20 protein-coding genes are annotated in these 14,703 nt (G+C 61.5%); 16 read left to right on the forward strand and 4 right to left on the reverse strand.

Going from position 1 to position 14,703, the window contains the following annotated elements; all coding sequences use genetic code 11:
- Positions 1–25 precede the first annotated feature (25 nt).
- From BLQ01_RS12760 to BLQ01_RS22375, 13 genes are all read left to right on the forward strand, one after another.
- The gene (locus tag BLQ01_RS12760; protein ID WP_091552106.1) at positions 26–1,405 is read left to right on the forward strand and encodes an SLC13 family permease; all 1,380 of its coding nucleotides are present in this window, start codon (positions 26–28) and stop codon (positions 1,403–1,405) included.
- A 25-nt stretch (positions 1,406–1,430) separates the two neighbouring features.
- Positions 1,431–2,690, forward strand: a complete 1,260-nt coding sequence (locus BLQ01_RS12765; protein WP_091552107.1) for a CaiB/BaiF CoA transferase family protein — start codon at positions 1,431–1,433, stop codon at positions 2,688–2,690.
- A complete protein-coding gene (locus tag BLQ01_RS12770) occupies positions 2,687–3,532 on the forward strand; it encodes an enoyl-CoA hydratase/isomerase family protein (RefSeq protein WP_254779421.1) in 846 nt (281 codons plus the stop codon). The genes BLQ01_RS12765 and BLQ01_RS12770 overlap by 4 nt, the downstream gene beginning before the upstream one ends.
- A gap of 65 nt (positions 3,533–3,597) precedes the next feature.
- Complete coding sequence (locus BLQ01_RS12775) at positions 3,598–4,188, forward strand: dTMP kinase (protein ID WP_091552109.1); 591 nt, start codon at positions 3,598–3,600, stop codon at positions 4,186–4,188.
- Between the two features lie 32 nt (positions 4,189–4,220).
- Positions 4,221–4,688, forward strand: a complete 468-nt coding sequence (locus tag BLQ01_RS12780; RefSeq protein ID WP_091552111.1) for a MarR family winged helix-turn-helix transcriptional regulator — start codon at positions 4,221–4,223, stop codon at positions 4,686–4,688.
- Between the two features lie 25 nt (positions 4,689–4,713).
- Positions 4,714–5,127, forward strand: coding sequence for an ester cyclase (locus tag BLQ01_RS12785; RefSeq protein WP_091552112.1), 414 nt, complete (start codon positions 4,714–4,716; stop codon positions 5,125–5,127).
- A gap of 147 nt (positions 5,128–5,274) precedes the next feature.
- Positions 5,275–5,481 (forward strand): hypothetical protein, encoded by a 207-nt coding sequence (locus BLQ01_RS12790; RefSeq protein WP_091552114.1) that lies wholly within the window; start codon positions 5,275–5,277, stop codon positions 5,479–5,481.
- 10 nt (positions 5,482–5,491) lie between these two features.
- A complete protein-coding gene (locus BLQ01_RS12795; RefSeq protein WP_091552116.1) occupies positions 5,492–5,947 on the forward strand; it encodes a hypothetical protein in 456 nt (151 codons plus the stop codon).
- A gap of 114 nt (positions 5,948–6,061) precedes the next feature.
- Entirely contained in the window at positions 6,062–6,454 is a 393-nt protein-coding gene (locus BLQ01_RS12800; protein WP_026546965.1) for a hypothetical protein, read from the forward strand.
- Between the two features lie 216 nt (positions 6,455–6,670).
- Positions 6,671–7,645 (forward strand): hypothetical protein, encoded by a 975-nt coding sequence (locus BLQ01_RS12805; RefSeq protein WP_091552117.1) that lies wholly within the window; start codon positions 6,671–6,673, stop codon positions 7,643–7,645.
- Positions 7,646–7,790: 145 nt separating this feature from the next.
- Complete coding sequence (locus BLQ01_RS12810) at positions 7,791–8,294, forward strand: RNA polymerase sigma factor (protein WP_026546967.1); 504 nt, start codon at positions 7,791–7,793, stop codon at positions 8,292–8,294.
- Positions 8,295–8,296: 2 nt separating this feature from the next.
- Positions 8,297–9,166, forward strand: coding sequence for a hypothetical protein (locus BLQ01_RS22370; RefSeq protein WP_175493434.1), 870 nt, complete (start codon positions 8,297–8,299; stop codon positions 9,164–9,166).
- A gap of 700 nt (positions 9,167–9,866) precedes the next feature.
- Positions 9,867–10,016, forward strand: coding sequence for a hypothetical protein (locus tag BLQ01_RS22375; protein WP_155854087.1), 150 nt, complete (start codon positions 9,867–9,869; stop codon positions 10,014–10,016).
- Here BLQ01_RS22375 and BLQ01_RS22380 read toward each other — a convergent pair.
- From BLQ01_RS22380 to BLQ01_RS22140, 3 genes are all read right to left on the reverse strand, one after another.
- The gene (locus tag BLQ01_RS22380; protein ID WP_155854088.1) at positions 10,013–10,162 is read right to left on the reverse strand and encodes a hypothetical protein; all 150 of its coding nucleotides are present in this window, start codon (positions 10,160–10,162) and stop codon (positions 10,013–10,015) included. The two genes, BLQ01_RS22375 and BLQ01_RS22380, sit on opposite strands and share 4 nt — an antisense overlap.
- Before the next feature lie 409 nt (positions 10,163–10,571).
- Positions 10,572–10,895: a DUF6355 family natural product biosynthesis protein gene (locus BLQ01_RS12830; protein ID WP_091552119.1), complete on the reverse strand. Its 324-nt coding sequence runs from the start codon at positions 10,893–10,895 to the stop codon at positions 10,572–10,574.
- A gap of 12 nt (positions 10,896–10,907) precedes the next feature.
- Positions 10,908–11,264, reverse strand: coding sequence for a DUF6355 family natural product biosynthesis protein (locus BLQ01_RS22140; RefSeq protein WP_139183487.1), 357 nt, complete (start codon positions 11,262–11,264; stop codon positions 10,908–10,910).
- Between the two features lie 66 nt (positions 11,265–11,330).
- On the opposite strand from BLQ01_RS22140, the gene BLQ01_RS12835 reads away from it, so the two are divergent.
- Positions 11,331–11,582, forward strand: coding sequence for a hypothetical protein (locus BLQ01_RS12835; protein ID WP_026546971.1), 252 nt, complete (start codon positions 11,331–11,333; stop codon positions 11,580–11,582).
- 307 nt (positions 11,583–11,889) lie between these two features.
- On the opposite strand, the gene BLQ01_RS12840 is transcribed toward BLQ01_RS12835, so the two are convergent.
- Positions 11,890–12,624 (reverse strand): NUDIX hydrolase, encoded by a 735-nt coding sequence (locus tag BLQ01_RS12840; protein WP_091552120.1) that lies wholly within the window; start codon positions 12,622–12,624, stop codon positions 11,890–11,892.
- A gap of 105 nt (positions 12,625–12,729) precedes the next feature.
- On the opposite strand from BLQ01_RS12840, the gene BLQ01_RS12845 reads away from it, so the two are divergent.
- Together BLQ01_RS12845 and BLQ01_RS12850 are read left to right on the forward strand one after the other, a co-directional pair.
- Positions 12,730–13,749 carry an SPFH domain-containing protein gene (locus BLQ01_RS12845; protein WP_091552122.1) on the forward strand — a complete coding sequence of 340 codons (1,020 nt, stop codon included), beginning with the start codon at positions 12,730–12,732 and terminating at the stop codon, positions 13,747–13,749.
- Between the two features lie 9 nt (positions 13,750–13,758).
- The gene (locus tag BLQ01_RS12850; protein WP_091552123.1) at positions 13,759–14,661 is read left to right on the forward strand and encodes a diacylglycerol kinase catalytic domain-containing protein; all 903 of its coding nucleotides are present in this window, start codon (positions 13,759–13,761) and stop codon (positions 14,659–14,661) included.
- Positions 14,662–14,703: the final 42 nt, after the last annotated feature.

Raw genomic sequence — 14,703 nt, forward strand, 5'->3', positions numbered from 1 at the left:
AGTAGTTTGATTGGAGACCGGGCCTATGGAATTACAGATACTCGCCTTGGCCATCTTTGTAGGCGTCTTCGTCCTGGCAACCCTGCGCAAAGTGCACATCGGAGTGCTCATGTTCGCAGCGGCAGCAGGCGTCGGCGTCTGGATGGCCGGAATGACCATCGAGAAGGTGGTGGCAGGTTTTCCCATCGGGATCCTTGTCCTGCTTGTCGGGGTGACCTACTTCTTCGCGATCGCCCAAGCCAACGGGACCATCGATCGCATCATCGAGATGGCCATCGCCAAAGTGGGTGACCGCGCTTTCTTCCTGCCCTTGGCCTTCTTTGCCCTCACTATCGGCATCTCCGCCATGGGCTCACCGTTGGCGGGACTGGTCATGGCCCCCATCGGCATGCCGCTGGCCAAGAGGTACGGCATCGACCGCATGCTCATGGGCCTGGCCATCGGTTCCGGCCTCAGCGCCGGAGGATTCGCACCCACCAGCCTGTTCGGCATCGTCACCTACGGCACCGCCAGGGCAGCCGGAATCGATCTTGACCCACTGGTCCTTTTCAGCGTGGCCCTGGGCACCAACATCCTGCTTCTGGCGGCCGCTTACCTGCTCTTCGGCGGGTTCAAGCTGCTCCATACCCGCACGGCTGACGGTTTCGGCACCAACGTGCCGCGCTTCAGCGCAAGCCGCCCGACGCCGTCGCACCCTTTTGAGCGCGAAGGCAACATTGCGCGGGGCAAGCAAGCCGCCGAACAGGCCGTCCAGGTCCTGGAGGAACCGGCCCCTGAGCCGCAGCCCTCACGGCTGAACCGCAACCAGATCATCACCGTGCTGTGTATGGCCGGACTGGTTGTGACCGTCATCCTCATGTCAGTTCTCGGTGCCAGCCCGGACATCGGCGTCCTGTGCTTCGCCTTCGCCTCGGTCCTCACACTCTGCGATCCCTTGTCCGGCAAATCAGCTGTGACCAAAATCGATTGGTCCACAGTCCTCCTGGTGGGCGGGATCATCACGTTCGTCGGAGTCCTTCAGACCATGGGAGCCGTCGCTTTGCTCGGTCAAGCAGCCGGCGCCGTCGGGACGCCGTTGCTTGCGGCACTGGTGATTTGCGCTATCGGCGCCCTCGTCTCGGCATTCGCTTCCACCACCGGGATGCTCGCCGCCCTGGTGCCCCTGGCACTTCCGCTGGTGGCCTCCGGAGACGTCGCCGGGTGGGCTGTCATTGCCGCTCTGGGCGTGTGCTCGTCGATTGTTGACGTCTCGCCGTTTTCCACCGTCGGCGCCACGTTCGTGGCCACCGTCGACGCCGATGAACGCCCCCGCATCACCAGGCTCCTCATGCGTTGGGGCTTGTCCATGGTGGTGGCAGGGCCGCTCCTCCTGGTTGGCGCCCTGGTGCTGCCATCCAGCCTCTGAACCCTTTACAGACAGGACAGAAACCATGCTTCAACCACTCCGCGGAATCACCGTGATCGACCTCAGCCGTGCCCTCGCCGGACCCTATTGCACCGCACTCCTTGCCGACATGGGCGCCAGGATCATCAAAGTCGAGAGCGTCAACGGTGGCGATACTGCCCGTCAATGGCCCCCGTTCCAGGACGGTCACAGCCTCTACTTCGAGTCCGTCAACCGCAACAAGAGCTCCGTGTGCCTGGACTTCTATTCAGCCGAGGGACGCGAAATCCTGGCCGGCTTGCTTGCCGACGCCGATGTCCTGGTGGAGAACTTCAAGCCCGGAACGCTGGAGAAAATGGGCTTTCCGGCATCCCGGCTTGAGGAACTGAACCCCGGGCTCGTGGTGGGATCCGTTACCGGCTTCGGCAACACCGGCCCCCTCAAGGACGACGCCGGACTGGACCAGGTCATCCAGGGAATGTCGGGACTGATGTCCGTCACTGGACCCGGACCGGGTTCCGGGCCTGGTTCCGGACCTGGTTCGGCATACCGGGTGGGCGTACCGATCGTGGACATCACCTCCGGAATGGTCTGCGCGTTCGGGATCGTGTCAGCGCTTTTGGGGGCACGGAACGGCGAGCGCCCTGGCCGCGTGTCCACTTCCCTGCTGGAGACCGCCCTGAACCTGTCCGCCTTCCAAGGGCAAAAGGCGCTCAGTCTCGGCGAAGCACCTGCTCCCCAGGGCAACAACCACCCCGTCATCGCCCCTTATGGCATGTTCGCCACGGCCACGGAATCCATCAATATCGCCGTGGGCAGCGAGAAGCAATGGCGCGCTTTCTGCGGTCTGCTGGGCATGCCCACCGCCGTGGAGGATCCCCGCTTCATCACCGGCGCGGACCGCTCGGCCAACAGGGACCAGCTGACGGAGCTCATAGAAGTTGCCCTCTCCGCCAAGCCCGCGTCCGAGTGGGTACCCCTGATCAGCGAGGCAGGCATCCCCTGCGGCCCCATCTACAACTACATCCAGGCGCTGGCCTCGGAGCAGGTTGCCGCCCTGGGACTCGTCCAGCACAGCAGGCGACGTGATGGGTCCGCACTCCCCCTGCTCCGCGGCCCGCTGACCCTGGATGGCGAGGCCAGCGAAATTCTGTCCTCCCCACCGCTGCTGGGCGAGCACACCGCCCAGATACTCATGGAGCGTGGAATGACGCTCGACGACGTCACCCGGCTTGAGCGCGAGGGCCGCCTTGTCTGCGCACCGGCTTCCGCGCAGGTACCGGAAACGATGGGAGCACAGCGATGACTGTTATGTCCCCTGCGGCAACTGCCCGTCCCGAGGTTTCCCGCGCCATTTCGCTCTCCGTGGCGGACGGTGTGGCCACCGTGGAAATCAGCAACCTCTCCCAGCGGAACGCCCTGACCCGGGCCATGTGCCGGGAGATCCAGGAGTTGATGCCGCGGCTGGACGCCGATCCCGACGTCGCGGTGGTGGTCCTGCGTGGGGCGGGCAATACGTTCTGCGCAGGGGCGGCCATCAGCGAACTCGCGTCAGTGCTGATCGATCCCCAGGAGGACGGCTCCACTGTGGATCACCTCAGCGCCGCCGATGCCGCCATCGCTGCAGTTTCCAAGCCAACGGTGGCCCTGGTGGAGGGTGCCTGCATGGGTGGCGGCTGGCAGCTCGCCTCGGCCTGCGACTTCATCATCGCCAACGAACGGGCGATCATCGGGCTGACCCCGGCCAAGATCGGCATCATCTACCCGCGCCTTGGTTTAGAACGACTCGTCCGGCAGGTAGGTCATGCCAAGGCAAAGTACATCCTCCTCACCGGACAGACGTTCAGCGCCACTGAAGCCCGCGCGCTCGGCCTGGTGGCCGACGTCGTGCCTTCCGAATCTTTTGAGGAGAAGTGCGCAGCGCTGGTCAGTACGCTCCGGAGCCGCTCGCGGTTCTCGGTGCACGCCATGAAGCGACTCGTGGATCTAACCGACTTAGCGGATGTTCCCGGTTCCAGTCTGGCGGTCATTGAGCAAGAGTGGGCTGAGGCGTGGTCCGCGATGCCAGATAGTCCTGACATGGGGATCGGCATCCAGGCCTTCCTGACCCGGGAGCAACCCCAGTTCCGGTGGCAGCCCGGGGCGTGAGCCCCGCCACACCTCGGGACAAGAGGGCACCTCCCTTCGTTGGTCAGGAAACGAGGGGAGGCCTCATGCTCATTGTTCTGACAGGAATTGACGGTTCAGGAAAAACGACGGCGGCCCGCGCCTTGGTTGAATCGGCTCGCGCTGAGGGGCGGGATGCCCTGCTGCTCGCCAACCACGCTGCCCGTCGGCGACTATCCCTGTGGTCCGAGCGGTTCGGGTGGAAGCTGCCACCCCGCGCGGCCGACATCATCGAGACCACCGTCCGGCTCTTCAACGTGCTGGTCAACCATGCCCGCGCCCACAAGTTCGACGGGTTGGTGGTGATGGACCGCCATCTCCACTGCCAACTCGCACTGCGCCAGGCCAACGGGCTGGGCCGGGGGAAGCTGATCCCATGGCTGCTTGGGAAACTGCCCACACCGGACCTTGCGGTCCATTTCGACGTCGATCCCCGCCTTGCCCACCAACGGGTCACGGCCCGCGGGACCGACAACGAGACCCTTGCTGACTTGCAGGCCTTCCGTTCCGCGTACCGTTCGCTGCCCGAGTTCGATGACTTTGTGGTGGTGGACGCCGGCGGGACGCCGGAGCAGGTGCTGGCGGGGTTGAATGGGCTCGTCGCAGGGATCGGAGCCACAAGCATTCCAAGGAACTAGGTTCCATGGAAACTAAATGCTAGGCTTCCGATATGAACAAGGGCATCGCAACCCGTTCCCTGTACCCCCTTTTCAGTGAACTGACCCGGCTGGAAACGGAACTATGGGACGGGCTCGATAACACTCTGCGCAAAGAGTACGGCCTCCCGATGAGCAGATTTGAGCCGATGGCTGTCATGGATCGATTAGGTGCATGCCGGGTTTTGGACGTAGCCACCGCTCTTGCGATTTCAGTCGGCGGCACCAGCAAGCTCATTGACCGCATCGAAAAGTCCGGTTATTGCCGTCGGAGAAACAATCCGGATGATCGCAGGTCCTCCCTCATCGAGCTAACCGCTGAAGGGCGCACCATCCTGGAACGTGCCCGGAGGACGGTTGACGCCGAACTTGAACTGCGGCTCGCTCCGGCGATGAGCCAGCAGGGCGCTGAGGAACTGATGGAACTGCTGAGACGTCTTCGAGATGTCAGTCCGATGGCTGCAGTCGGGCGATCCAGCTGACCCGCTAAGTAAAGGAAGCAAGCAAATGACTGACGAACTTCGTGAACGCATGAACCGTTTTGTTGAATTCATCAATACAGCCGATGAGCAGATTGGTGATGAGATCATTTCACCATCGGCCATATTCCATGTGCCCTTCCTGCCGGAGCCGGTCCAGGGCCCGAGCGGCTACCTCCAAATCATCGGGATCATGCGGCAAGCTTTTCCCGACGTCCAGTGGTCACTGGAGGAGACCGTTATTGAAGGAAACACCGTCGCCGCGCGATTCACCCTACGGGGCACCCACCAAGGAGAATTCCTGGGCATAGCGGCAACCGGTAAAGCTATACAAGCGCAGGCAATGAACATCTATCGCTTCGTAGACAGCCAAATCAGTGAAGAACACGGCCTCCCTGACCTCTTTGGGCTCACGATGCAGATCCGTCCTGCCGACGGGTAGGCTCGCGTGCCCCTGCTGAGGTCCGCTCCTTTTGCGGGAGCCTCCTCGGGCCTGTTCCTCTGGCATTCGACTGTTTGACTTGCTCCCTCCCGGCCGCCGGGTAGGCTCGCCCCATGCCAACTACGGCGTTTTTTTGGGGGGGATTTCATGAGTGCCAAAACCAGACGCAGCCTGCTGGTCTTCGTGTTCGGATTCGGGACGTACGTTGCTTTGCTGCGGCCTCTGGGCTTTATTTATGCCCTGCTGACCGGTTTCGTCGTAGTTGCGGCCGTTCTATATGTTGATCGGCTGGTGCAATCGAAACGTGCGCAGAGGAATTCACTGAGCGAAACGCACGATCTTGAGCGGCAGTAGAACGCCAACGATGATTTCGGAGGCCGGGATCAGCCGCGGCTCTCAGAAAGTCATCGCAACTGTGGTGGGCCTGCTGTGCGTCTTCATCATCGTGACCGCAATTCCCAGTGGCGTCCTGTTGATCAGCGCAGGGCTGGTTGTGCTCATTGCGCTCCTGACAGTCTCAGTACTTCGCATCAGAGTGACCATTGAAGCCGCTGAGCAGAGCCTAAAGGTCAGATGCCGGCCGTTCTACTCCAAGGCGATCCCGCTGGAGGACATCATCGATGCCTCCCCGGCACCGTCCAGTTCCCTGACCGAAGGCTTCGGCGTCCGATACTTGGGCCAGCGAACGTGGGGACTGTTGGTCGGCGGTCCGGCCATGGTCGTGGACACCCCCACCCGCACGTGGTTGATCTCCACGCCTGACCCCGGGTCCACAGCCACGGCGGTCCTGGCCCACGTTGGCAAAATGAAGGACAGATGACTTCCAAACGGTATGGCAGTTTCGGCCAGCCCGCCTTTCAGTTCGGAAGGCTAGGCTAGGGCTTCACCATCCTTGGGGGAATGAATGGCACGTGTCTGGAAGCTTTGCTGCGCAATGGTTATTCTCTTTGCTTTGTCCTCCTGCGCTCGTCCGAGCATCGAGGAAATGGGCCAACGGACCATCCGGGAACGCGCTGCAGAGGGCATGGAGTGGTTCACCCAATTCACTGCCAACGTAGATACATCCGACCGGGATCAGGTGCGCTCACGGTTGCAAGGAGTAAGTGCTCCCTACTCGTTCGGCTGGGACCCCGACGGCAACTTCTTCGCCGACCGGTACTACCGCGAACATCTCACCACCAGTGGTGGCTGGTGGGCGGAGCAGCGGACTGTCAACGCATGTGTCCGATACACGGCGAATGCCGGGGGTCCCGTCATGGCTTCGGTCGCCTGTCCGGACGAGCCTCCATTCACAGATTGGGTCGACGAACACGTCACCATTCCTTGAATGGATGGGCCGGCATGTTCCGGTAAAAGTTCCCCTTGGTGCGCTGCAATGCCCTTTGGAAGACCGGCTTACGGGCTTTGAGCGGCCCTCCCCCATGGAAAAGAATCAGGTTTCGAAAAGATTTTGGAGTCGGGTGTAATTACTCGTTCTTACCTGGAAACAATATGTGTGAGCAGGCTGATCTGCTCGGCTCGTCCAAGGGGAAGGAACCCAGCCATGAAGTACCGCCGATCCGACTACGCGAAGTTTGCCACGCTCACATCGCTTGCTCTTGCACTTACTCTCACTGCCTGCGCGCCGGCTGCACATGTGGCTGCAACGTCAACCACAGCTGCAGCTTCAGAGGAAGTCCCGGCCTTCACACTGCCACCGGCTGTTTCCGTGGAAGAAGAGACTCCCTCCGCCGGATCCGATGCAGTAACGCAGATCGATGAGCCTGCCACGGCCACTGTCCCGGCACCGGAACCGGAACCGGCAGCAGTCACACCGGTGATTGCGACGCCGTCAAGGTCAACACCGGTTTCAGTGCCGGCAGCACCCCTTGTCCCTGCCCAGCCTACGGTCCCCGTTTCAGAGGTGGCCACTCCGCCGGCAGTCAACGTAGAGGCGCCGGTTACCCCCGTTGTCCCCTCAACACCGCATGTCTCCCCTAGCTACGGGAATGGCACGTTTACCTTCCCGGACGGCCACATCTCCTTCGATGTGCCCGCAGGCTGGAGTATTCAGGTGGAGCAGGATTCGTATAACGAAAACGCTGAAAATCCTGGTGGAAAAGAGAATTCGCTGGTGGCCTACATCTTCGACGAGACCGGCGGCAAGGTTGCCCATATCTCCAGCGGAGGTACAGGGGGTCTTGTTGGAGGACCAGTCAACCGCAAAATCCTCGACTCCCAGGAACTTGGCGCGTTCCACAGCCGCGATGGCGCTTCGCACTTCGTTTTCGTTCGGGATGACTATCCCTCCCCTGATTTTCCGGTCCGTTACTACATGGGGGTTGTTGCTGATTACTTCATGACGGAAGGCCCCGGCAGCACTTCCCTGAACAGCTTCATGATCATGCCGAACGGCGCAGCAACAGCGGTCGCCGAGATCGACGCGTCCATGACGGCGGAAACCGCTGAAACGTGGATGAAAACGGACCAATACGTCAAACTGCGGGCACTGCTGACCAGTCTTCGCTACGCTGCCTGACCACGCGCTCTAGATGCCCGGCAAGTCAACCAGAGGCCTGCCGGGCATCTCTTTTTAAGTTTTCGTCAGTTATGTAAGAAACAACCTCCTGCCGGAAACTAAGTGTTTGAATCGTCAAGAGCTAGCCCGGGGGAAAGAAATAAAGATGTTGGCTACCAGAGAGCAGGAACTGAGTGCTCTTCATGCTGAACACTTCAGCCGCATCTACCAATACATCGCGTATCGGATTAATGACCGGGAACGGGCCGAGGAGCTGGCCAACGACGTGTTCCGGATCGTATGGGAAAAAATGCCGGCCGAACCGCCTGGCATTGGGTGGCTGATAGCGACAGCCCGGAATGTTCTGGGCAACGAATACAAGGGCCGCCGCCGCCGGGAAGAGCTTATGGTCCGTCTGGCAGAGGAGGTACGCGTCCAAAGCGCCGAGAGCAACGGTGACCATCAGGCTGAGGTCGCTGACGTGCTTTCCAAGCTCAAGGACCGGGACCGGGAGATCCTCATGCTCTCCTACTGGGACGATCTCAACACCGCCGAACTGGCAGAGAGCCTGGGATGTACGGCGTCGGCCGCGGCCGTCAGGCTTCACCGGGCCCGCAAGGCCTTCGCGAAAGCCGCCCCTTCACATCTCATGACAGAACGGGAAGTCTAACCATGGACCGCATCGAACAACTCATGAAGAACGCCAAACCTTCACTACCCGCACCTGGAACAAGCCCGGGTGTGCTCCCGACCCGGTCGGAAGTCTTTTCCACCGACCCCGAGGTCATGCCGATGGCTCAGCGCAGAACGCGCCGGACCCCCTGGGGCGCCACTGCCGGCGTGGTCCTCGCAGCCGCAGCCGTCGTCGGGGCCGTGGTGGTTGCCGGGAACCTTACGCCACAATCGGCGCCGGCGCCGGCAACCACGAACACAGCAACTGCCTCGGCCACAGCAACGCCCACGGTGACACCAACACCAACAGTGACTCCGACACCTACATCGACACCAACGCCATTGTCGACGGCGGAGGCCACCACAGCGCCGACGCCGACAGTTCCGGTGATACCACCGGTTCAAGCCCCGACGACTACCGCACCGACAACGGCACCGGCCGGTCCCGCCGCGGGCGCTTGCGTACCTGCGAACATCGACATCCGCCGCAACGACCAGGTCCGGGCGATCAAACCCATCCCGGAACCGGAGCAGCAGTACTACACCGTGCTCGGTTGCGCTGAAGGCTGGCTGGCATACTCCATCTCCGATGCCGGTATCAAAGCCATCGGGCTGGACGGAGGCAATGTTTATTACAACCTCGCCAGATTGCAGGACAACGGACGGTACCTGTCAGACTTCGGAGAGAGGTGGACGAGCGTCTACAACTGGGAGTTTCAAGGCTTCGCGGTCCAGAACGACCCCGCCAAAAAGTTCGCCACTCCGCAGGGCTACATGGATGCCGAATTCGCCGCGAACGGCATTCCCGTCCGGCTGAGGGTGCAACTTGTTGGACCGGGCCCCGCCACACCTGGCGGAGCAACCCCCTAAAGCAGAGAAACTAAAGATGGAATCCATCAACACGCACGCTCTCGTAATGTTAGGTGTGGTGATCGTTCACCTCATCGGAGTGACGATCGTCGCCGCGTCCGCCGCCGCAGTAATGACCGCAGTATCTACCGGAGCCCTCGCCGTACGCACCATAAGAAGAGCATGGACGTGGGTTCAGCCGCGCGTGGATGGAACCATGAGACTCTGAAGTGCCCGGCACGGGATGGCGATTTCCAACGGTCGTCGCACCAGGTTTGTTGCGAACATGCCTGCTAACCGCTTCGATTCCACGCCTTTCAGTGGTCCGGACGCCTAGGCTTGTGGCTCTGATCCAAGCAACCCAGTCGCTTCTCGTTGATTCTACCGACGCGCACCGCGACGCAGTCGAGTCCACCATCGACTTTGCGCTAACCGCCGGCCACACCCTAGAGAAGCGGCACCCGTAAGCCCGGAGCTCTCCGAACGCTTCAAAGCGCCCGGTAAAGGCTCCGCTTGCGGGCTTTGGGCGATGTTGGTGAGCCGATGCGGACAATTAGGCGTGAGCTTCCCTTCCAGCTCCAGCGCACTCTTTCGCCTTGGCGTTGCTACTGTAACGAGGTGCCCACTCGCGTTGAACAGTTCCCGTCCCACCTCGACCGCATAAGCGGAGGGATCGAGCTGCGGTACATCCCGGTTGAAACGAATCATCATGGTGTCCGGTGTGACTGTTGTCGTCTACGACGACGTTTCTGAACCCGAAATGCTCACGGGGATCATCTACGGTGTCAGTTTGGGTGACCACCCCAATTGGCGCGTCGGCAAGCCCGAAATCTCCATGAGCGTAAAGTCAAATGACCTTCGGTGGCTCTAGGCACTCGGCTGCATCGCCGAAGCCCAACGGGCAGACAACCAGTACTCGACCGTGCTGACTACACCGGGATCAATGCAGGAGACGCTCTGTCCCTGAACATATGCGGACTCCACCCCATCCATGATGCCGAGCGACGTTATATTCATGACCACGGACTCGAGGCATTCTGGAAGCTGGATTGGGACCCTTATGACGTCGGACGGCCCTCTACCGTCTAACGTCATTTTCAAGCTTCTCACGCACGTTCGGGGATCTGCCACCGGACACTGGAAGTGTGCACACCGGCAGACGGTGCCCAAGCAGATGCCAGCTCGTCAAACCACCGCATTTCTAAGGAGCTGAGGGCCCATCAATGGTGGGAAGCCTTTCAGAGTGTCCCACTGGAATAGTGGACCGGCGGGACACTCATACACTGGCGCCAAAGCAAATCCGCGAGGGACGGGCAGCTTTGTGGCAATGAAGCCATCAAACTTTCACTTAGAAATAAGTTAATAATATCGACCGCAAAGTGAGCAGAAGAAATCGGGCTACATTAAATCGGCAGATTTGTATTGGTCAACAACCGCCAATGTAATACGCGAAGTTGAGGCCACCCAAGTTCGGATTCGCATATAGGCGAGTCTCCCCAGGGGTCACGCACAGGTCGCGTTCGGCGTAGTAATACTGGACTCTGATCTTGACGTTACCAGGACCGCAGTGGTTATAGATCGCTTGTTCCCAGGGCGCAACGCTGCCGCCGATGTTCGAAGTTACAACACCCTGAAAACCACACACGGCTGCAGATGCCGGCGCGGCGGTGACTACCAGGCCGGCGAGGACCAGCACTCCCCCGGTCGTTATCGCAGCGCAAATGCGCTTGAAACTATTGAAATTGCTCATGAAACCCGTCCTTTAGCAGAGACCGACGTAGTAGGCGCCAGTGATTCTGTCACCCTGGTTCACGAATCCCAGCCAGCTGTCACCTGGAGGCACGCATACGTAGCGGTTGCCGTTGGGTGATTCGGTGACGATCTTTACGTTTGTGGGACCGCAGTGACCATAGACAGACACGACTTTTTGGCCGCCGAAGGGGTCTAGGGTTTGACCGAGCAGGCTCAGACTAAGGATGGAATTGTAGGAGCGGACTTCTTGCGAGTAACCACACACAGAGGCCTTCGCCTCTTCCGGCGCCACTAGTGAGGTCCCGGCGATACCACCGGCAACAAGAAGCCCTGCGGACAGGATTCCAACAATTTTTCGAGCTTTCATACAATTCTCCCCATCTTGTTTACAAACCTGTCAAATTAGGTTTGATCAACACGATAGAATATATCCATGGATACTTCAACTGGATCACAGACGACCCGCCAGGGCCGCAGGCAGAAAGTACTGGGGCTGGCGTTTTGCCTGTCGATGGTGGGCCTATTGGCTTCGATCTTCCTAACCGGCCGGAACCCCCTTTTTCCTGGGCTTTCAGGTCCGCTGCTGGTGCTGTTCTTCTTCCTGGCCGCAGCAGGCAGTGTCATCGGGCTAGCCGTTATCAGATTGCGACGAACCGCGAAGGAAATCTCAAACGCGGATAAGTGAGAAGTCGTCGCTCCTGCGGCAGCTGGCCTTCGGCTACGGACGCCCCTTAACTCTTCAGAAGCTGGCTTTAGTGAATGTCAGGAGACGTCAGCACTGGGAATTTGTGCACATAGAGAGGTGGCCCAACGACGCTAGAAGTGTCCGATTAAGGATTCCCTTACGGGACAACCGTGGTCTTAGCCAACTCCGCTGGTGCTGGCACTCAACAAGCTCGTTGTTGCGTGAAGGTTCGTTCTCGCTGGCCCTTCAACATCCTGAACTCTGGGCGAATCCGCTACCGCGACTGCCCCAGTTCAGTGCCAGCCACTCAATCCCTCGGCCGCATCAGCGGCGGGTTCAGCACCGCACGGGCCGGGTGGCCCGGCGTCGGGCGTGCTTCGGGGGCGAGCTTGAAGAGCGCGGCCGGCCGTCCGGCGTCGCCCGCTGTCATCCGCCCGGTGTCCTCGAGGAAACCGGGCGTCCCGGTCGCTTTTCGGTGGAAGTTCCGGGGGTCCAGGCGTGTCCCCCACACAGCCTCGTAAACGGCCCGGAGCTGCGCGATCGTAAATTCCTCTCCGCAGAAGGCTGCGCCCAACGGCGAGTATTCCAGTTTCGATTTGGCGCGCTCCAAAGCGTCGTCGAGGATCCGCGGATGGTCGAACGCCAGTTGGTGCGTCCCGTCGAGGACCTCCCGCACCGGGTACCAGGCGGCCTGCTCAGCGTCGCTGCCGGCTGACAACACCGGGAAGTCCGGCGCGAGCAGCAGGTGTGCGACGGTCAGGACGTCGCCGCGGGGGTCGCGCCCCTTGGGGCCGTAACTCCCCAACTGCTCCAGGTGTCCGGGAAGATGCTCGACGCCGGTCTCCTCCGCCAGTTCCCGACCCGCCGCTTCCAAAAGGTCCTCGCCAGCGAGCACGAAGCCGCCGGGGAGGGCCAGCTTTCCCTTGAAGGGCTCGATGAGCCGGGTGATGAGCAGGACGTTCAGCTGGCTGTTACGGACAGTAAGGGCGACGACGTCCACCGTCACCGGGAAGCGCTCGGGGGCGGAATGGGATGCAGGCATGTATCAAGTGTAGGAAGTTATCGTCATCTTGACAATAAAGGTCCCCGCGCCTATCGTCTAGTTATCGTCAAAACGACGACAACAGAATGTGAAAGCGAGAACATCATGGCCACCATCAAGCGCTACCCCTGGATCAGCCACTTCCTTGGCAGCCCCACTGGATACGTCGTCCACCTGCAAAAGGGCGCCGTCAAACACCAGGGAGTGGGTCAAGCCTTCTTCTTCCGCCCCGCGAACTCCGTGTTGAGCGAGATTCCCGTGGACGACCAGGAGCTCCCTACCCTGTTCCACGCCATCACCCGCGACCACCAGGACGTCAGCGTGCAGGCCAACGTGACGTACCGCTTCATCGATCCCGTGGCTGTCTCCACCCGCCTGGACTTCGGCTTGCAGACCGCGGGCAAGGCACCGGCCACCGGACGCGAGCAGGTCTCCACGATCATCGGCCAACTGTGCCAGAGCCACGCGATCGACCAGATCGCCACCACCACACTGGCCGAGGCACTCGAACGCGGAGTCAGCCAGCTCCGTTTGGTCCTCACTGAGGCCTTGCGGGCAGATGCCCGGTTGCAGTCCACCGGCATCGAAATCCTCGGCGTGCAGGTGTTGGCCGTCCGGCCCGAAGCCGACGTCGAACGCGCCCTCCAGACGCCGGCGCGTGAACAGCTCCAAGCCGAAGCGGACCGGGCTGTGTACGAGAGGCGGGCAGTCGCCGTCGAGCGTGAACGCACCATTTCCGAGAACGAGATGGCGAGCCAGATCGAACTGGCCGTGAGGCGTGAAAACCTGGTAGCCCAAGAGGGTGCGAACGCCCGCAGGGCAGCGGAAGAGAAGGCCGCCGCAGGCTTGATCGAGGCCCAGGGCTCCGCTGAACGGCAGGGCATTGGCGCAGCGGCCGAGGCAAACCAGATTCGCCTCGTTGGTGAAGCCGCCGCCGCCCGCGAGGCCGCCACCATGGAGGTGTACCGCACTATGGATCAGGCCACACTGTTGGCACTGGCCTTGAAGGACGCGGCCGGCAGCCTGCCGAACATCGGGAACCTGACCATCACTCCGGACCTGCTCAGCGGAGCACTTGCGGGGCTGTTCAAGGAACCCACCGCTACCGTTGAAGCCACCAAGTAAGGACCCATCATGGCCACCCCGCGCATCGTCATTGTCCACCGGCGGACCGAACTCCAGGAACTCCTGGACCGGCACGCCACCCGCGGCCAGGCCGAGTTCTTCCTCCGCACCCGCGGCCGCAGCATCCAGGACGTGCAGGGCCGGCACGATCACCTCACCGCAGCCCTGGCAACCATCCGCGCCGCCGTGCCGTCCGATTGGCGTCAGGCCGAAGTGGAACGCGCAGACCTCAGTCGTTTCCTGCTCACCGCCGAGGACATCATCGCCGTAGTGGGGCAGGACGGGCTGGTGGCGAACGTCGCCAAATACCTGAACGGCCAGCCCGTCATCGGCATCGACCCGGAGCCCGGCACCAACCCCGGCGTCCTGGTCCGCCACACTCCGGCAGCGGCGGCAGCGCTGCTGGCCACTGCCGACGTCGGACGGCTGCGCTGCCAGGATCTCACCACAGTGACAGCAACGCTCGACGACGGGCAGCAGCTTTCGGCGCTCAACGAAGTTTTCGTCGGGCACGCCTCGCACCAGTCGGCAAAGTACACCGTGACGGCGCCCAGTTTTACCCAGCCCGGCGGGCAAACCGAGCGGCAGTCGTCGTCGGGCCTGATCGTGTCCACAGGCACCGGTGCCACCGGCTGGTGCGCTTCGATCGCCCTGGAACGCGGCGGACGGGCACTGCCGGCACCCACCGATCCTAGGCTTGCCTGGTTCGTTCGCGAAGCCTGGCCCTCACCCGTTACGGGCGCTTCTCTGACGGAAGGTGTCCTGGAAGCCGGCGAAGTCCTGCGGATTACCGTGGCGTCGGATCAGCTGGTGGTCTTCGGCGATGGCATGGAGGATGACCGGCTGACGGCGTCATGGGGGCAGGAAATCACGGTGCAACTGGGGCAGAAGCCGCTGCGGCTGGTTGTTTGAACGTCCAATTAGTCCACTCGGTGTAGTCTTGGCGGTTGGCCC

The organism is Arthrobacter sp. UNCCL28, from assembly GCF_900102805.1.
GTDB lineage: Bacteria > Actinomycetota > Actinomycetes > Actinomycetales > Micrococcaceae > Arthrobacter > Arthrobacter nicotinovorans_A.